This window comes from Trichocoleus desertorum ATA4-8-CV12 (assembly GCA_019358975.1).
Classification (GTDB): domain Bacteria; phylum Cyanobacteriota; class Cyanobacteriia; order FACHB-46; family FACHB-46; genus Trichocoleus; species Trichocoleus desertorum_A.
Genome location: JAHHIL010000002.1, coordinates 186699 through 204845, shown reverse-complemented (window position 1 = coordinate 204845; position 18147 = coordinate 186699). Strand labels below are relative to the sequence as shown.

The following is an 18147-nucleotide window of genomic DNA, read 5'->3' as shown; positions in this document are numbered from 1 at the left end:
TCATGCCCCTTTGTCATGCTTAGTCAGATTAAAGATATTGCGCGTACCCTTGCCCCTCGCTTAATCGAAATTCGTCGCCATCTGCACAGTCACCCAGAATTAAGCGGCCAAGAATATCAAACTGCTGCTTATGTTGCTGGAGTTCTTTCCTCTTCTGGACTCCATGTACAAGAGGCAGTCGGTAAAGTCGGGGTCGTAGGTGAACTCTCAGGTCAAGGAGTTGACCCACGCTTACTAGCGATTCGGACAGATATGGATGCTCTGCCCATTCAGGAGCGTACCAGTTTGGAATTTGCTTCGCGGCAGCCTGGTATCATGCATGCCTGCGGTCACGATGTCCATACCACCGTGGGTTTGGGAACGGCAATGGTGCTGTCTCAGCTTGCCAGCGTTCTACCAGGCTCAGTACGGTTTCTGTTTCAGCCAGCAGAAGAAATTGCTCAAGGTGCAGGCTGGATGGTGGCGGACGGCGTTATGGACCAGGTTACGGCGATTCTGTCTGTTCATGTCTTTCCTTCCATTCCAGCGGGTTCTGTCGGCATTCGCTATGGAGCCTTGACTGCGGCGGCTGATGATTTAGAGCTTCTGATTGTGGGCGAGTCGGGACATGGTGCCCGTCCCCATGAAGCGATCGATGCGGTCTGGATTGCGGCTCAAGTCGTGACTAACTTGCAACAAGCGATTAGTCGCACCCAGAACCCACTTCGTCCCGTCGTCCTCACCTTCGGCCAGATTAACGGTGGACGGGCTCCTAATGTGATCGCTGACCAAGTAAGACTTCAAGGAACTGTGCGATCGCTCCATCCCGAAACTCGTGCCAATCTACCTGAATGGATTGAGCAAATTGTGGCCAATGTTTGCCAAACCTACGGTGCCAAATACGAACTGCACTATCGTCGGGGAGTGCCTTCTGTCCAGAACGATCCAGCTCTAACTCAGTTGCTAGAAGCGTCTGCTCATGAGGCTTGGGGGAGCGATCGCGTACAGATTTTACTAGAGCCTTCTCTAGGCTCTGAAGATTTCTCTCTTTATTTAGAACATGCACCTGGCAGCATGTTCCGCCTGGGTGTAGGCTATCCCGACAAACTCAACTACCCGTTACATCATCCTCAGTTTGAAGTAGATGAATCGGCGATCGTGACAGGAGTGGTGACTTTAGCTTATGCAATTTATAAGTATTGGCACAAAGAACATCGCTAGTCCTGAGTTCTTGCTACACGAAACTCTATATTCTGTCCTGCGAGAGATTAGTGAGAGAAAAAGCTCCGGTAAATTAGCGAGTAAGGCAGAATTCAGAAGAGTTAAATTCATGGCTTCATCCACACCTTTAAAGGGTACAGATCTGATTGACTGTGCTAAAGCAAATGCTAAGCAAGGAATTGAAACTGCTGCCCATCTCTGTGGATATGGCAATGACTTAAATACATTTGAGCGCGAATTACACCAAGCTTGCCAAGACATCGGTGTCAACATTCGCGAACTCAGCGACCTGATTACTGATCAACAGCAAATCATCCAGCTAGCAGGAACTGAGGTCGCCCCTGACAGCCCCTCATCCTTGTAAATCTTGATAGGCTATAACAGCCCGCTCTAGATAAATTAATCGCAATTTTAGGGGTACCTCCCGTGGGTGCCCTCTTTTGCATATTATTTTGAGATTGAGGCAGAATTGAGGCATTGAGCGGTTCGATGCCTCGAAAATGCACAGTCTACACAATTTATTCGAGAGTGTAGATATGCTAACCATGACGTGGGAATTCAAGTTAGTTCTGTTTGGGACTGGAGCCGTTAATCATGCCGTCTACTCCTTCTCCTTTGCTGCCGCCACTACTACTAGCTACGGATGGTTCCACAAGTGCCCACATGGCACAACGGCTTTTGCTTCCAGCGATGCAGCTTTTCTCCCATACCGAGACTGAGGCAAAGCAGCAAACCTGGCTAGAAGTCCTCAGCGTACAGCCTCGCCCTGCGGGAATGCGCCCAAGACTGCCTGCCTTAGCTAGAAAACCAACGGCTGAACCCCGAGTGCCGGAAGCAGAGACAGAACTGGCCTTACCCTTGCCGCTCCCTGAATTAGAAAATGGTCATCGGCCTGACTTAAACCCTAATGATTTGTTCGCCCAAATCAAAGCCGAATTGCCGCCAGAGCCTAGAATTGCTTACCAGACACGAGAGGGGCGACCTGCAACTGAAATCTTGAACCATGCGCGGACGATTCAGGCTGGCTTGATTGCTGTGGGTCACCGTGGCCTGGGTGGATCGCGAGAGCTACTACTGGGGAGCGTTTCTTCGGCGATCGCCCGTTATGCGCCTTGTCATGTCTTAGTCGCGCGAGGTTTAACTGAAGTACCAACACCACAACCAAAGTGGCACCATGTCCTCTTAGCCGTGAATGGCTCTCAAGCCACCAAGCAAGCGATCGCCCTCACGCGCCAGTTAATTCCAGCGGGAATTGAACGAGTCACGATCCTCTGTGCCCAAACTCCCTTAAACCCCCACTATTTGTTTGGGCCGTTCGCCACACCCACCCCCAACTGGCAACTGACCCAATCGCTGCAACAAGCCCAAAAAGAGCAAAGTGAGCAAATTGTTCAAAAGGCGCAAGAGAAACTAGCGGGAGCAAACTTAACCATTACCAGCTTGATTCAGACCGGAGAGCCAGGGCCAATCATTTGCCAAATTGCTCAACAGCAGCAGGCAGATGTGATTATATTGGGCAGCGATCGCCATCCTGCTTTTCGCAATATTCGTCTCACTGCTACAGGCGATTACGTCTTGCATCATGCCCCTTGTCCCCTTCTGCTTTGTCGAACGGCGCGATCGGAAATTGAGATTAACTCTGAATCTGCGGCAGAGATTTCGCGCGGGGAGACCTAGAACACGATAGTCTATATAGGGAAGGTGGCAGTTCTACCTAGTCTTGCTTCTATTGTCTGTGTTTGAACTAAAACCCAATCTAATTTTGCCTATCCTAGGTGCTGACGAGAGATGGCATGAAAGCATCTCCTGACAAGCCAATCAACCCTGAAACTCCGCTACAACTACTTTTATTTGTAGACAAGCGCCCCAACTCAGGGGAACAGATTCGGCATATCCGTAGTTATCTGAAAAATCTCAAAGCTCAATATTCGTTTGATCTGCAAGTCGTCGATGTAGGAGAACAGCCCTATCTAGCTGAGCACTTTAAGCTGGTAGCAACCCCCGCTCTGATCAAAATTCATCCAGAGCCACGGCAAACGCTTGCAGGCAGTACGTTAGTTACTCAACTAGAGAACTGGTGGCCTCGCTGGCAACGCTCAGTCGAAGAGTACCTTTCAACTTTAGAGCCGCAAGTCGAGACTTCTAACCCGGATCGTCCCAATGCAACGATTAATTCGGTGGCCTATTCAGCCGAGTTGATGCGACTCACAGACGAAATTTTTCGCTTGCAGCAAGACCAAGAAGAACTCCAAGAGCAATTACGGTTCAAAGACCGCATCATTGCGATGTTGGCCCACGACTTGCGCAATCCTTTAACAGCCGCCTCAATTGCGATCGAAACCCTAGAACTCAGCTACAGTCCCAAAGAAGGGTTGAACACTCGCCTCAAACCCGGGGTTACGGCTCAGTTACTCAAGCACGCTAAAACGCAAACACGCGCGATCGACCGGATGATCACGGATATTTTGCAGGCGGCTCGCGGTACCAGTGGCGGCTTTCAGATCCAACCGCAGAAGCTAGAGTTAGGGGCGCTTTGCCAAGAAGTTTTGGCATACCTGCGCGATCGCTTTCAGACCAAAGATCAGCAGATGACGCACGACATTCCCAGTGACCTACCGCTAGTCTATGCAGACCCGGAGCGAGTTAGGCAAGTCTTAATCAATCTCTTAGACAACGCAATTAAATATGCTCCTGCCCAAGGCACCATTGCCATTTCAGTCTTGCACCGTACTACACAAAAAGTGCAAGTCAGTATTTGTGATAACGGCCCTGGGGTTCCAGAGGAAAACCAAGAACGAATTTTTGAAGAACATTTCCGACTCAAGCGGGATGAAGCTCAAGAAGGCTACGGCATTGGTTTAGCTCTGTGCCAGCGCATTGTCCGAGCGCACTATGGCCAGATTTGGGTTGACTCTGTGCCGAACCAAGGTAGCTCTTTCCACTTCACCCTACCTGTCTATCGTCCTTAAATTACATCAGTAAAGTTACTGAATTAGTGTATGCAATTGACAAGAAAGCCATCCTTGAATCTGTGTTTTTGAGGTGGCAAATTGTTAAATAAGCAAACTAAAACTCAACGACTGGCAAGCCTGACATCAAGGTAAATAGCTGAGCGGGTAAGGTTAACTTTCTTAAAAAGGCCAGAACAAGACTTGTCAATCTTTTTCAGGTGAATTTTCTTATCTGTACAGTAAAAGTTCAGTCATTTCGGTGCTAGCGGGTAAAGGCTGTAACTATTTTTACTTTAAGAAAAGAATTGGTTTGAGCATTAGTTTTTTGCGAAGAGTTAGAAATGAACTCGCGACGAACTTAACGCTTGATTCTCTTAGGACTGCTGGCCGAGCTTTAGATCTTAACTGTAGTAGCTGGTCGATGATTTTTTACTGAGACTCAGTATAGCAAAGTATCAAACCTAGCTAATCAACTCCGTAGCTAGAGTTTTTTCTTACTACTAGTCAGGACTAAGCCGCACAAAGCGTAATTGTATTAATACGGGTAGATTCAAGCTGTTTTTGTAACCACCAAAACGTTAGGATGCGTAGCATTTTGGCGGCAATAAAGCTTTGGTAAAGCTTCTTCAAATCCCTTGTGAAGACGTGATAGGCTGTCGCTTCTTCCGGTTGAATAGGAGATAGTGATGGATGGATTCGTTCTCTTTAATGGGGGTGAGAATTAAGTACATTATGAAGAAACCGCGAAGCCAACTTTAGGATCTTCTAAGCCAATTAGTTTGCTGATTTAAGTTCAGCTAATTAGCGGATTCTAAGCTTTTAGGGGCATATTAAATTTAGATAGTAAGCAAGGACTACAGCAGATTTAGGTTTTGAGTCGAAGATACGCTGAAAGTTTAATAAGCTCAAAATCGTCAATAAGATCGCTGAAACTCTGCAAAGTCTAGCTTTAAACATTCCTTTACCTACAGCATGGTTAAGTGCTGCTTACTGAAATGAAACAGGATTCTCTAGAGCGCCAGTCTGCTGCTTTTGAGGTTAGTGTTTACGAATGTGAGATTCACCTCAAGTTTCGCTTGATTGAGGAAAAAGGCGCACTCAGCGATCGCGATCAGCTCCTAGAGCAACTAATCGATGCCTTCACCTGTGGTACCGACGAGTATCTGGAGCCGTTGCAAGTGTTAGTGAAAGCTGAAGAAGTTTCCGAAATGGCGGCTTCTCCAGAGTTGCGTCGTCAGCTGATTCGTCTACGCAACTCTAACGAGCTGACCTAGTGGCTCATTTCACTCCAATTTGGGCATCCCTGCATCTGTCGCCGCTTTAGTTCTATCCATACATAACCCTTATAGTTCCTTGCTCCAGGCATCCTAAAATGCTTGCTACAAGCAGCTAGCTGAGTGCTCTATCTGCCCGCTACTGTATTTGGCTGCTCGCAGACTCACCACTCAGTTGTTGAAAAATTAAGAAAAATTCGAACCAGGGATTGACAGATTCAGGGAGATTGATTAAGTTAATAAAGGCGCGGCGATAAACCGAGGTAAATCGGTTGGCCAAACAAAAACAGGCCCCCATCGTCTAGAGGCCTAGGACACCTCCCTTTCACGGAGGCGACGGGGATTCGAATTCCCCTGGGGGTATAAAAACTAAAAAGCCGTTTGATTCCAAGATTTGGTATCGAGCGGCTTTTTAGTAATGGTTCAACGGCGGTTAGCTATAGCCAATCCTATGCTGACTCTGCCTCGCAACCTGTTCTTCTTGGCAAGCGATCGGGCACTCTGAGAGTAATAGGCGATCGCAAGTAAGACAGCCATTGTGAGGGATTGTGTTTGTGCAACAGAAATGGGATCAATGCCGACTCCGGGCGATCGAACTGTATAAGGGCAGCAAGTTTCGTGAATCTTTAACCCTTTCTGAAGCCAACTTAGCATTGGCCAGAGGTTTGCAAGATCAGGTCAGGGAAGCGGCCTCGCTCAGTGATCTGGGTTTGGCTTACTCTCGCCTCAATCAATTCCAAAGAGCTTTGCACTATTTCAATCAAGCTAGATTGATCTTTCAAGTTTTGGAGGATCGTGCCAATGAAACTGCTGCCTTAAGCAATACTGCTTTGGTCTATGCCAAACTGGGACAACCCAAACGAGCCTTGCTGCTTTACAACCAAATTTTAGCGATTCGGCAACAGCTCGGCGATCGCGCCGCTGAGGCGACCACCCTGAACAATATGGGCTTTGCCTACAGTGCCTTTGGACAATTACAAACGGCTCTAGAACATTTTCAGCAGGCACTCTTAATTCAGCGAGAGTTGGGCGATCGCACGGGTGAAGCCACCACTCTCAACAATATTGGATCTATTTATAATGACCTGGGAGAACTGGCCCAGGCATGGCTGCATTACCAGCAGGTTTTATTGGTGAGGCAACAGGCGGGAGATACGTCTGGCACTGCCATCACTATGAATAATTTGGCTCTAACTTATGTCAACTTGGGCCAAGCCAATCGGGCTTTGCTCTTTTACAACCAGATTCTGCTCTTACAGAAGGAGTCGGGCGATCGCTTAGGGCAAGCGGTCACCCTATCAAATACAGGGGCGGTTCATCACTCACTTGGTAAGTTAGAACAAGCTTTGGGCTTTTACCATCAAGCACTGCTGATCCGACGTGAAGAAGGCGATCGCTTGGGTGAGATTAATGCGATGGCGAATATTGGCACTCTCTATGTCGAGTTAGGCAGAAAAAGCCGCGCTCTGGCGTTCTATGCGAAAGCTTGGGGGCTAGCAGACCAACTAGGTAATCAAACTCTTACAGAATGGTTGCGGAGTTTAATTGAAGGCTTAGATATCGGTCTATGAGTTATAAGTCAGCGAACCCCAACTCAGTTGCCTTACAGTAGCAACTAAGCTTTGCTATGGTTGGAATAGAGGTCAAGGCTTGATCGATGCACTTTGACCTGGATTTGACCTGGATCTGAGGTTGGTAGAGTCTGCTGCAACCCCTAGGCACTGATGACCGCGATCGCCTGTCAAGTATTAGTCAGAGCAGCTTGTGATCGATTGCAACATTTGTTTTCGCTGCGTAAACTTCTATGCTGATAAAGCGGTAGCGAAAGTGTATGCTGCCCATCTCAATAGTTTGGTTGCTGTCAGTTGCAACTGCTCTATCACTGAGACTTGAGATTTGTTGACCGTATCCCTGCCAACTATTAAGAATTAGGCGTTGGGTTACTCTCTCGATAATCTCTTTGACCTTGCCAATCCTCAAAATCTTGCTGATGCCTGGAGACTACTGCAATGCTTGAATCCTATCGCCAACATGTCGCGGAACGGGCTGCCTTAGGGATTCCGCCTTTACCTCTGACCCCACAACAAACTTCAGAGCTGTGTGAGTTACTCAAGCATCCACCCGCAGGAGAAGAAGCCATACTGCTGGAGTTGCTGCGCGACCGCGTTCCTCCTGGTGTGGATCAAGCGGCTTATGTCAAAGCGGGGTTTTTGACGGCGCTCGCCAAAGGAGAAGCCACCAGCCCTGTAATTACGCCTGTGGAAGCTGTGCAGCTCTTGGGCACCATGATGGGCGGTTACAATGTGCACTCCTTGATCGAGCTGTTGCAGGTGGACAATGCCGAGTTGGCAACGGCAGCTACAGCCGCTTTAAGCAAGACCCTGCTCGTCTTCGATGCCTTCCACGACATCCAAGAATTAGCTGCTACCAACGCTTACGCTAAGCAAGTCATGGAAGCTTGGGCGGATGCAGAGTGGTTCACCAGTCGGCCCACCCTACCAGACGCGATTCAGGTGACGGTGTTCAAGGTGCCCGGAGAAACCAACACGGATGATTTGTCTCCGGCAACTCATGCAGCGACTCGTCCTGACATCCCATTGCATGCTTTGGCGATGCTAGAAACGCGGCAGCCTGGATCGCTAGAAGCGATCGTGGCCTTGAAGCAAAAAGGTTACCCTCTGGCCTATGTCGGTGATGTAGTGGGGACTGGTTCTTCCCGGAAGTCTGCCATTAACTCGGTGCTGTGGCACATTGGCCAAGATATTCCCTTTGTGCCCAACAAGCGCAGTGGTGGATTTGTGCTGGGCAGTGCGATCGCCCCTATTTTCTTCAATACGGCTGAAGACTCTGGAGCCCTGCCGATTCAGTGCGATGTCACTCAGATGGAAACTGGCATGGTGATCACGATCCATCCTTATAAAGGAGAGATCACCAATGAAGCAGGCGCAGTGATTTCTACCTTCACGCTGCAACCCGACACAATTTTGGATGAAGTCCGGGCAGGGGGCCGCATTCCGTTGATTATCGGGCGATCGCTCACCGACAAAACCCGGATGGCACTAGGACTCGAACCTAGCACTATCTTTGTGCGACCCAACGCCCCAGTCGATACAGGCAAAGGTTATACCTTGGCCCAAAAGATGGTTGGGAAAGCTTGCGGTCTACCTGGGGTACGTCCTGGTACGTCCTGCGAACCTTTGATGACCAGCGTTGGTTCACAAGATACTACTGGCCCCATGACTCGTGATGAGCTGAAAGAGTTGGCTTGTTTGGGTTTCAGCGCTGACCTGGTAATGCAAAGCTTCTGCCACACTGCCGCCTATCCCAAGCCTGCCGACATCAAAACTCACCACGACCTACCCGACTTTATTTCTTCTCGCGGTGGGGTAGCGTTGCGTCCTGGCGATGGCATTATTCACTCTTGGCTGAACCGGATGCTGCTGCCTGACACCGTGGGTACTGGTGGCGATTCCCATACCCGCTTCCCCTTAGGGATTTCCTTCCCCGCTGGTTCTGGATTGGTGGCGTTTGCGGCTGCTTTGGGTGTGATGCCGCTGGATATGCCTGAGTCAATATTGGTGCGATTCAAGGGTGAACTGCAACCAGGTGTAACGCTGCGTGACTTGGTCAATGCAATTCCTTATGTAGCGATTCAACAAGGATTGTTGACGGTTTCCAAGGAGAACAAGAAGAACATTTTCTCCGGGCGAATCATGGAAATTGAAGGATTGCCTGACCTCAAGGTGGAGCAAGCCTTTGAACTCACGGATGCAACTGCGGAGCGCTCCTGTGCGGGATGCACGATCAAGCTTAGTACTGAAACCGTGGCTGAGTACTTGCGATCGAACGTAGCACTGCTGAAGAACATGGCGGCGCGTGGGTACCAAGATGCTCGCACGATTATGCGGCGGGTCGCCAAGATGGAAGAGTGGCTGGCCAATCCATCCCTGATGGCAGCGGATGCAGATGCTGAGTACGCTGCCATCATTGAGATTGACCTCAACGAAATCAAAGAACCGATCGTTGCGGCACCCAACGACCCCGACAATGTGAAGCTGCTGTCGGATGTGGCAGGAGACAAAATTGATGAGGTGTTCATCGGTTCCTGCATGACCAATATTGGTCACTATCGCGCCGCTGCTAAAGTTCTAGAAGGTGCGCCTCCGGTGAGTACTCGCCTGTGGGTCGCACCTCCGACTCGGATGGATGAGCACCAACTAAAAGAAGAAGGCGTTTACAGTACATTCGGCGTGGCAGGCGCTAGAACTGAAGTGCCCGGTTGCTCGCTCTGTATGGGGAACCAAGCCCGTGTAGCGGACAACACAACGGTCTTCTCGACTTCTACCCGTAACTTCAACAACCGCATGGGTAAAGGAGCGCAAGTCTATCTCGGCTCAGCAGAACTCGCTGCTGTTTGTGCTCTCCTCGGTCGCATTCCTTCGGTGCAGCAATACCTCGACATTGTGGCGAGCAAAATCAATCCCTTCGCAGACAATCTCTACCGCTACCTCAACTTCGACCAAATTGCTGGTTTTGAAGACGAAGGCCGCGTGATTCCCCTAGAGGAAATGCCGAGAATCGAAGACATCTTAGGGATGCCAACTGCAGCGACTCGCTAATCTTTTTCAGCGAATACAATAGAACCGCCAGATCATTACGTTTTGGCGGTGTTTTGTTCATCCTTCTTGTTCTTGAATCTATTACCCGATTGCAAAAATCAACGCTTAATTCCCAACCAGCTAATCCTGATTATTCAGTTGCCCTGATTAAGTAGCAGTTAACGAATATCTATCGTTAAAATCACTCTACAAGTTGAAGATCTGCATTTTAAGCAGAAGGACTAAGATTGCTCATGACAGATGAATTAGAGACTCCTATTTCAAAGATTGAGAAGCGATGCAAGGCAGCTAACATTGAAACAGAGCGGAATAAAGTTGTTATAACTGCTGCAAGAACCTTTAAAAGCGAATTAGTAGTTCTATTACCCGTTGGCAGAGAAAAGACAAGAATTTTAATTAGAAATAATCAGATGGCTGAATTATTTCTGTCCATCCCATTTGAAGATATTAGTGGAGTTGGTGGGTATCAAGCCCTTTGTTCATGTAAAGATGGATATATTGAGGCATTGCTTGAATTTAACCATCTTCAATATCTAACTTGGGGCTCTGTTTACAAACAGTTACAAGTGGCTTTACAAAAGGAGCTTGAAAAGGAACCTGAAATTTCTAACGAAGATCTAAGCTTTGATTCCGATATAGACGACTCTCGTATTGAAGTGCTATCCGATGAAGATAGATTTTCAGGAATCAAAGTTTCTTTAGGTTGGGCTACAGAAACATTTCGCGTATTAGAAACATTGAGACGCCCTTCCATCTTACTTTCCAAGGAAGGCATTCGTCTTGTAAAGCCCATAACTATTCGAATAGAAGGAGCCACCATCAAAACTAATGAACAAGCCATTAATATTTTAGAGAAAATAGGAAATTCCCTCCTATTTCAGCTTGATCTTTTAGTTGATATACTGATGTATCTAGCTATTGAGGGAGGACGCAGGAAATCGAGACGCTCAATACCGAGTATTGAAAGAAGTTGTTCATTAGCTTTTCCAAAATATCAGTATGATTCAAATCCCATGGCATTGTACTGGTATGCTAGCATGGCAACAGATATGCCGCTTCTACAGTATTTAGCTTACTACCAAGTACTCGAATTTTATTTTCCTATATTTTCTGATCGATCAGCCCATGAAATTATAAAAAGAACTCTTAAAGATCCACTGTTCTACTCTAGTCAAGATGTTAACATTAGCAGATTAATTAGTTCTATCAAGCCTCTTGTAAATAAGGGATATGGATCAGAACGTCCAGCTTTAATCGCTACCTTAGAGGCCTGTCTTACAGAACATGAACTGAGAAGCTTCTTTAAGAATGATCCCAAAAGGCTAGATTTTTTTAATTCTAAACAGAGTAAGCAGAAAACTGCTGCATTTAAGAAAATCTCCATAGATAATGACAACGTAGATATTATTAATGAAGCTGCTGAACGTATATATGAAATACGCTGTAGAATAGTTCATGCAAAATCATCAGAGGCGGGGGAACAATCCGAAGCAATTTTACCTTTTTCAAAAGAATCGCAGAACCTTGAGTATGACATTGATTTGATAAAATTCATAGCTAGAAAAGTTCTTGTTGGATCGAGCCATCCCTTGGTTCTTTGAATCTATTAATTCTCTTCATAAGCTAGTCTTCAACTCAATAGCTCATAGACTGAAATTGTAAACCCTTACAGTTGAGTGCTAACCATTTCTCCTGAACTAAATACAAGTCATTGATTTGACGTAATTACTAAAATCTATTGAGTTTCAAGAAATAGTAACCCTTCTCCGCGTTGGCAAACAGCTCCTCAGCGCTGTCATCTGGTGAAGCGATCGCGGCAATGAGCGGAAACCCTTAAGACAAGATCGCAACAGCAGCAGATTGGGCTAATAAGGTGGGTGTAAGATAAGCCACATCTAGACGATCGCATATCTAATTGAGAGGGCGATCGCTTTCTACAATAGAAATTAGCTCTCCCCACTCACTAGAAGGTTCTTCTCATGGAGCAAACCCTAACAGTTGTTTTTGATGGTCAAGTGTTACGACCAGAGTTGCCTTTGAACTTGCAACCCAATACTCGCTACCTGATTACAATTCAAAACTTAAACTCTGAATCTACGGAAAATAATGCTTGGGATACGCTAGAAGCGCTGGTTGGGACTGTCGATGCACCAAGCGATTGGGCTACAGAGCATGATCACTATCTATACGGCACTGCAAAGATAGAAAACGAGAATGAGTAGCGATCGCTTATTTCTAGACACTGTATTTATTCAAGCACTACTTAATAAGCAGGATCAGTACCACGACCAAGCCAAATTGTTTCTACCGAGAATGCGAGCCGCTGCTGAAGTTTGGTTGACTGAAGCGATTTTGGTTGAAGTCGGTAACGCCCTAAGTGCTGTAAACCGTGCAGCCGCAGTTCAATTCATTCAGCAGTGCTATAAGACGACTAATATGCGTGTTGTAACTGTCAATACGCAGCTTTTGACAACTGCTCTACAACTTTACCAAAGCCGTCCAGATAAGGATTGGGGTCTCACCGACTGTATCTCGTTTGTAGTCATGCGAGAGCAGAATTTGGTAGATGCTGTCACTGCGGATATTCATTTTGTTCAAGCTGGTTATCGAGCACTACTACGAAAGGGGTGAACGATCGCCCTCTCAGCAAGCACTCTTCAACTCTAATCCTAGTAAACAACTTTTCAGCGCTGTCATCCGGTGAGGCGATCGCAGTAATGAATGGAAAACTTTGAGGCAAGACCGCAACATCAGCAAATTGGGCTACTAATTCTGGTGTGAGATAAGCCACATCTAGACGATCGCGATCGCTCCTTCCTCCCTATTCTTCTTTCGTCATCCTGCTGGGCTAGGTTTCGGCTATGCGGTAACTCACCAAATAGGCGCAAAGATGTCTTTAAGTTAAGCAGTCTTTAAAGGAATTACCCCATGTTGCGGACTTTAGTAAGTCATCATGGGAATTACTAATAAAGCTGTTTTAACGGTAGGCAAGTTGTGAGCCAAAGCGATTCTAATCCCAAATCCTGTGCTTGCTTTGACACTCCCCGGCGTGAACGCACGGGGATTCTTGGATCTTCGACAAACCTTAAAGCAAGCCATCCTTGCGGCAATCCTTAAACCAACCAACCGTGAGCACACGAATTGACGAGCTTAACTTGGTCTACTCCAGAGGGGCCTGTCTCCCCAAGCGTACTAGGATAAAAGCCTAGCGTTAAGGCGTGCCCCGCCTTACGTTTCCTGGCAACTGAGTATTTGGTTTTCTCTGTCGTGGGAAGACGTTGCTTTCCCTGCCTGTTTAACGAGTTTTCGACGCTCGGTGCCCCTACTTTATGCCTAAAAGTGTGTCTTAACCGTTTCACGATGGCAAAGGAGTTTCACCTTGGCAGCTAGCACAATTCTATCAAAAGCCGTCCTAGAAGGACGGGGTTTTAGACCCAAGGTTCTGATAACTTGGTCTCTTGTGGGGCTGGTGAGGCAGGTAGGCTATTTCTAGGTTTGAGTGTTCCTTGCGAGCCAGGGCAAGCCCAAGAGCTAGCTCAAAATATTGGTCGTTTGCTGACTCCGATAGAATTGAAAGAAACTCAAGCGTTGTTTATTCGGGGTAATGTTCAACCCCAAATTCAAGACTTCAGCGATATTACCTCGCTCCAGCGTTTTATCAAGTTTACTCAGTCGGATTGGCTCGTAGAGATGCTGGCTGCGAAACGTTTCACCAGCTTTTTTCAACCGATTGTTCATATCAAAGATACTTCTCGGATCTATGCTCACGAAGCGCTGCTACGCGGGTTTGATCAGCAAAATAATTTGATTATGCCAGGGGCCATTTTAGAGCTGGCAACCGAAGCAGGTCTGCTTCCGCAAGTGGATCGGTTGGCTCGTTTAAGCGCGATCGCCCAAGCGAACCAACATCAAATTTCTAGTCACATTTTTATTAATTTCTCACCGACTGCTTTATACGACCCTGTTTCTTGCCTACGCAGCACCGTCCATGCCATTGATGCCGCAGGGATTGCTCATGAGCAGGTTGTATTTGAAGTAATTGAGTCTAATCATCCCCAGGATTTAGACCATCTCAAATCGATTTTAAAGTATTACCGAGATGCAGGATTTTTGATTGCGTTGGATGACTTGGGTTCTGGCTACTCTAGCCTCAATTTGTTGCATCAGTTGCGCCCGGACTTTCTCAAGTTAGATATGGGTTTAGTACGAGATGTGCATCAAGACCCGTACAAAGCTCTAATTACAGAAAAGATTTTAGAAATTACGCAGCAGTTAAACATCCAAACTGTGGCTGAGGGCATTGAGTGCGTAGAGGAACTGGGTTGGCTGCGGGAGCGAGGAGCAACTTTTGCCCAAGGATATTTGATTGCGAAGCCAAGTGCTGTGCCTGCGGCTGTGACGCCTAGTTTAGGGGCGATCGCGACCTCCCCTAACAGCATTGTCCTAAAAAGCGCAACTACAGAGCTGGCTGAAGCAGAACTGCATAGCAAACAAAGGGAATCAGAGCGAATTGTAGCCGCTATTACGCAACGGATTCGGCAATCGCTGGACTTAAATGAGATTTTGCAGACTACTGCCGCAGAAGTTCGGCAACTCTTTGGAGTAGACCGTGTGGTGCTGTATCGGTTTGACTCCGATTGGAGTGGAGTTGTGGTAGTGGAGTCTGTGGCAGAGGGCTGGCTGCCCATTCTGGGACTGCATGTCATTGACACTTGCTTCCAATCCAATCATGCCTACGACTACCAAAAAGGACGCAGTAAAGCGATCGCAGATATTCATGCGGCGGGACTCACTCCTTGTCATGTGCAGCTCTTGCAAGATCTCCAAATTCGAGCCAATTTAGTCGTGCCCATCTTGCAGCAGGAGAAGCTCTGGGGATTATTAATTGCTCATCAATGTAGTGAGCCTAGAAGCTGGCAACCTGCCGAAATCAATTTGTTCAATCAGTTAGCGAGCCAAGCTGCGATCGCCATTCAGCAATCAGAGCTTTATCAGCAACTACAACAGGCTAACCAAGAGCTACAGCGACTCGCCTCTTCAGATGGGCTGACTCAGGTGGCTAATCGCCGTTGCTTTGATGAGTTCTTGGCCCAAGAATGGCAGAGACTGGTGCGAGAGCAATCTCCTTTATCCATGATTTTGTGCGATGTTGATTGCTTTAAGCTGTACAACGACACCTACGGGCACTTGGCAGGCGATGATGCTTTGAGGCAAGTGGCTCAGGCGATCGCGCAAGCGGTGAAGCGTCCCGCTGATTTGGTGGCGCGTTACGGGGGTGAGGAGTTTGCGGTGATTCTAGCCAATACTGATGCTGCGGGTGCCGCTATCGTTGCAGCGCAGATGCAGGCAAATGTCAGAGCTTTACAAATTCCCCACGCGAGTTCTCAAGTCGCTGAGTTTATTACGCTCAGTCTTGGCATTGCAACCACGATTCCCAAAAACCAATTTTCTTCCGCGACGTTAATTGTGGCTGCTGATCAAGGGCTGTATCGCGCTAAGGCCCAAGGCCGCAATTGCCTGTTTCAAATCAACTCCGAAGAAGCTATTCCTACGGAAGCTATTTCCACAGTAGTCATGGAGAATTAGCTTTACTGGTAGGTAGGGCGATCGCTTGGTCAGCCTTGTGGAGCAACTTTTGAATAAAGTGAACGGGTAAATATCTAATGCTGAATGCAGGAATTATCTGGTTTCCTCTATTGTTGATATTGGCTCAACTTGTCCTTTTGCTTTGGTTCGTTAGCACTCTCGGAGAAATCAAAATCTACTTGCGTGAAATACGCGATATTTTGCGACAAACAAGCAGAAATCCATGACGTAGATACACAGATGCACTACTTGATTCAACCCCTCACGATCGCGGATGAGCCGTTTTTGTGGGAGATGTTGTTTGAAGCAGCTCACCTGCGAGACGAGGGTGAAACGGACATTGGTGCCGCTAAGAAGCATCCTCTGTTGAGACGGTATGTCGAAGGTTGGGGGCGAGAAGGCGATCTAGGATTTGTGGCGATCGCTTCCGCTACCAATCAAACTGTGGGCCAGAAAGTCGGAGCTGTCTGGATCAGGCTGTGGACAGGGGCAGAAAAAGGATTTGGTTGGGTTGCTGATGACGTGCCAGAGTTAGCGATCGCCGTCCTGCCAGAACACTGCAATCGAGGCATTGGCAATCAATTAATCGCTCATTTGCTAGAAGCGGCAAAGCCAGTTTATCGAGCCATTTCTCTCAGCGTTAGAGACAATAATCCTGCCCTACGGTTATATGAACGATGGGGATTTCGAGCGATCGCAGGCAGCGAAGTAGTTAATCGCACAGGTGGCATCTCTTTCACCATGACCCTAGACTTACCACTCATACAGGCCGATTACAAAGGCTGATTAACTCCTCGCATGGCTAAAAGAGCAGTACCGTAAGCCGCTTCAGTTTGAGTAGAACGCAGGACTGGCATTCCCAATTGGCGCGATCGAATCTGAGTCCAAGCTGAATTTGCTGCCCCACCTCCGGCTGTATAAACCTGCTTGAGGGGGCTAGCACCTAGCTTCTGCAAGAGGTCATAGCCTTGAGCTTCAATTCGGGCCATGCCTTCCAACAGGCCGTGGAGAAATTCCACAGGATTTTCGGGGCGTGGATCTAGTTGGGGTGCTAGAGCTGGATCGTTAATCGGGAAGCGTTCTCCAGGTTGCTGTAAAGGATAGTAGTGTAACGTGCTTTCTTGATCTGCTGAAATTTTTGTACTGAGGGTTTCTAGTTCTTCAGCACTAAAGAATTTTTGCAGAACCACACCCCCTGCATTAGACGCACCACCGACCAACCACCAATCGCCTAAACGATGGCTGTAAATCCCAAACTGGGCGTCATCTACCCGCGTTTTGCTGAGAAGCTTGAGGACTAACGTGGAGCCGAGGGAGGTAACTGCTTCCCCTGGAATTTCGGCTCCGCTGGCGAGAAAAGCGGCAATGCTGTCGGTAGTGCCAGCACAGACTACACAATCCGATCGCAGCTTAAACTGAGTCGCGATCGCCGCTTTGATGGGGCCAATCGGAGTACCAGGAGCCACGACCTGGGGCAGCAGAGGTGACATGGGCAAGCTCTCTAGCCAAGCTGGGTAGCATAGTTGCTCTGCATCGTAACCGAGCTTCAGGCTGTTGTGATAGTCACTGATACCGAGTTTGCCGTGGAGGAGAAACCCCAGCCAATCCGCTTGGTGCAGAAAATAGCGCACCTGAGTAAACTGCGGTTGCTGAGTCCACCATAACAGCTTGGCGAGACTAGAAGTAGCACTGATGACGCTGTGATTGGCAGGAGCGATCGCCTGCACCATTTCTAGAACTGCCGCTCCACGCCCATCGTTATAGAGGATAGGTTCACCAATGGGCCGTCCGGCGCTATTGCAAACTAATACGGTGGAAGAGGTGCCATCGATCGCGATCGCTCGAATCGCCTGCCGTAGGTCTAAGGGAATCTTTTCAATTAAGGCAAATAAAGCCGTTTGCCAACTTGTGATCCAATCCTTGGAAGCTGTTGCCACATAGTCATAAGTGACTTGCGCTTGAACAGTACCCTCCGCATCAATGGCGATCGCCCGTGCTCCTGAGGTACCGAAATCTAGACCAAGGTATAGGTTCATTGGGTTAAAAAGGTATTAAATCTATCCACTGACGTTAGACGCTTGGTTTTATACTCATTACAATTAATTTCTCATAAGGGACGGTAAAAACTCTTTAGGAGTTTCACATGACATACACATTTGAAGTCCTAGGTGTCTCACCCATTTTACATTTCTTCAATCACCAACAAGAAATTATTCAGAAGCAACTAGAACCTGGTGTGGAATACATCGGTTCTTACCGCTGTACCCTGGATTCTTTTATTCAATCCGTCGAAACAGTACCACCCAAACGTAATTGGGACTTAGATCAAGTGGTGCAAACTGTAGTCGATTTTTGGATGAATAATTCTGAAAAAATTCACCTTTGGAAACATCGATTGGAAGATGCAGGCCAAGAGAACTTAATTGTGGCTAGAATCGCAGATCTCCAGGCTTTGAGAGCCACGTTTGAGTCTTTAATCTGTGACTAGCGTTACTATTTGTAGCGATCTATTTCTAA

The 18147-nt window shown here is 47.6% G+C and carries 14 protein-coding genes and 1 tRNA gene; 14 read left to right on the top strand and 1 reads right to left on the bottom strand.

Annotated features, from left to right (window positions below; genetic code table 11):
- The first annotated feature begins 15 nt into the window (after positions 1-15).
- The 13 genes from KME12_03500 to KME12_03440 all read left to right on the top strand — a co-directional run bounded on the left by KME12_03500 (position 16) and on the right by KME12_03440 (position 16416).
- The gene (locus KME12_03500; GenBank protein ID MBW4486838.1) at positions 16-1200 is read left to right on the top strand and encodes an amidohydrolase; all 1185 of its coding nucleotides are present in this window, start codon (positions 16-18) and stop codon (positions 1198-1200) included.
- Positions 1201-1309: 109 nt separating this feature from the next.
- A complete protein-coding gene (locus KME12_03495) occupies positions 1310-1564 on the top strand; it encodes a hypothetical protein (protein ID MBW4486837.1) in 255 nt (84 codons plus the stop codon).
- 230 nt (positions 1565-1794) lie between these two features.
- The gene (locus KME12_03490; GenBank protein MBW4486836.1) at positions 1795-2877 is read left to right on the top strand and encodes a universal stress protein; all 1083 of its coding nucleotides are present in this window, start codon (positions 1795-1797) and stop codon (positions 2875-2877) included.
- Between the two features lie 116 nt (positions 2878-2993).
- A complete protein-coding gene (locus KME12_03485) occupies positions 2994-4169 on the top strand; it encodes a histidine kinase (GenBank protein ID MBW4486835.1) in 1176 nt (391 codons plus the stop codon).
- Between the two features lie 977 nt (positions 4170-5146).
- Entirely contained in the window at positions 5147-5425 is a 279-nt protein-coding gene (locus KME12_03480; GenBank protein MBW4486834.1) for an Npun_R1517 family heterocyst differentiation transcriptional regulator, read from the top strand.
- 290 nt (positions 5426-5715) lie between these two features.
- Positions 5716-5788, top strand: a tRNA-Glu gene (locus KME12_03475).
- Between the two features lie 191 nt (positions 5789-5979).
- Positions 5980-6996: a tetratricopeptide repeat protein gene (locus KME12_03470; protein MBW4486833.1), complete on the top strand. Its 1017-nt coding sequence runs from the start codon at positions 5980-5982 to the stop codon at positions 6994-6996.
- 438 nt (positions 6997-7434) lie between these two features.
- A complete protein-coding gene (acnB, locus tag KME12_03465; GenBank protein MBW4486832.1) occupies positions 7435-10044 on the top strand; it encodes a bifunctional aconitate hydratase 2/2-methylisocitrate dehydratase in 2610 nt (869 codons plus the stop codon).
- A 233-nt stretch (positions 10045-10277) separates the two neighbouring features.
- The gene (locus KME12_03460; GenBank protein MBW4486831.1) at positions 10278-11645 is read left to right on the top strand and encodes a hypothetical protein; all 1368 of its coding nucleotides are present in this window, start codon (positions 10278-10280) and stop codon (positions 11643-11645) included.
- Positions 11646-12023: 378 nt separating this feature from the next.
- On the top strand, positions 12024-12266 hold the full coding sequence (locus tag KME12_03455; GenBank protein ID MBW4486830.1) for a hypothetical protein: 243 nt from the start codon (positions 12024-12026) through the stop codon (positions 12264-12266).
- Positions 12259-12675 (top strand): PIN domain-containing protein, encoded by a 417-nt coding sequence (locus KME12_03450; protein ID MBW4486829.1) that lies wholly within the window; start codon positions 12259-12261, stop codon positions 12673-12675. The genes KME12_03455 and KME12_03450 overlap by 8 nt, the downstream gene beginning before the upstream one ends.
- Positions 12676-13539: 864 nt before the next feature.
- The gene (locus KME12_03445; GenBank protein ID MBW4486828.1) at positions 13540-15630 is read left to right on the top strand and encodes an EAL domain-containing protein; all 2091 of its coding nucleotides are present in this window, start codon (positions 13540-13542) and stop codon (positions 15628-15630) included.
- Positions 15631-15870: 240 nt separating this feature from the next.
- Complete coding sequence (locus KME12_03440; GenBank protein ID MBW4486827.1) at positions 15871-16416, top strand: GNAT family N-acetyltransferase; 546 nt, start codon at positions 15871-15873, stop codon at positions 16414-16416.
- On the opposite strand, the gene KME12_03435 is transcribed toward KME12_03440, so the two are convergent.
- On the bottom strand, positions 16404-17666 hold the full coding sequence (locus KME12_03435; protein MBW4486826.1) for an FGGY-family carbohydrate kinase: 1263 nt from the start codon (positions 17664-17666) through the stop codon (positions 16404-16406). The two genes, KME12_03440 and KME12_03435, sit on opposite strands and share 13 nt — an antisense overlap.
- A 107-nt stretch (positions 17667-17773) precedes the next feature.
- On the opposite strand from KME12_03435, the gene KME12_03430 reads away from it, so the two are divergent.
- Positions 17774-18118, top strand: a complete 345-nt coding sequence (locus tag KME12_03430; GenBank protein MBW4486825.1) for a hypothetical protein — start codon at positions 17774-17776, stop codon at positions 18116-18118.
- Positions 18119-18147 lie beyond the last annotated feature (29 nt).

Bases quoted from the DNA above. Each gene is read 5' to 3' on its own strand.
- KME12_03500 (MBW4486838.1), top strand. From the start codon at position 16: ATGCTTAGTCAGATTAAAGATATTGCGCGTACCCTTGCCCCTCGCTTA.
- KME12_03495 (MBW4486837.1), top strand. From the start codon at position 1,310: ATGGCTTCATCCACACCTTTAAAGGGTACAGATCTGATTGACTGTGCT.
- KME12_03490 (MBW4486836.1), top strand. From the start codon at position 1,795: ATGCCGTCTACTCCTTCTCCTTTGCTGCCGCCACTACTACTAGCTACG.
- KME12_03485 (MBW4486835.1), top strand. From the start codon at position 2,994: ATGAAAGCATCTCCTGACAAGCCAATCAACCCTGAAACTCCGCTACAA.
- KME12_03480 (MBW4486834.1), top strand. From the start codon at position 5,147: ATGAAACAGGATTCTCTAGAGCGCCAGTCTGCTGCTTTTGAGGTTAGT.
- acnB (MBW4486832.1), top strand. From the start codon at position 7,435: ATGCTTGAATCCTATCGCCAACATGTCGCGGAACGGGCTGCCTTAGGG.
- KME12_03460 (MBW4486831.1), top strand. From the start codon at position 10,278: ATGACAGATGAATTAGAGACTCCTATTTCAAAGATTGAGAAGCGATGC.
- KME12_03455 (MBW4486830.1), top strand. From the start codon at position 12,024: ATGGAGCAAACCCTAACAGTTGTTTTTGATGGTCAAGTGTTACGACCA.
- KME12_03450 (MBW4486829.1), top strand. From the start codon at position 12,259: ATGAGTAGCGATCGCTTATTTCTAGACACTGTATTTATTCAAGCACTA.
- KME12_03440 (MBW4486827.1), top strand. From the start codon at position 15,871: ATGCACTACTTGATTCAACCCCTCACGATCGCGGATGAGCCGTTTTTG.
- KME12_03435 (MBW4486826.1), bottom strand. From the start codon at position 17,666: ATGAACCTATACCTTGGTCTAGATTTCGGTACCTCAGGAGCACGGGCG.
- KME12_03430 (MBW4486825.1), top strand. From the start codon at position 17,774: ATGACATACACATTTGAAGTCCTAGGTGTCTCACCCATTTTACATTTC.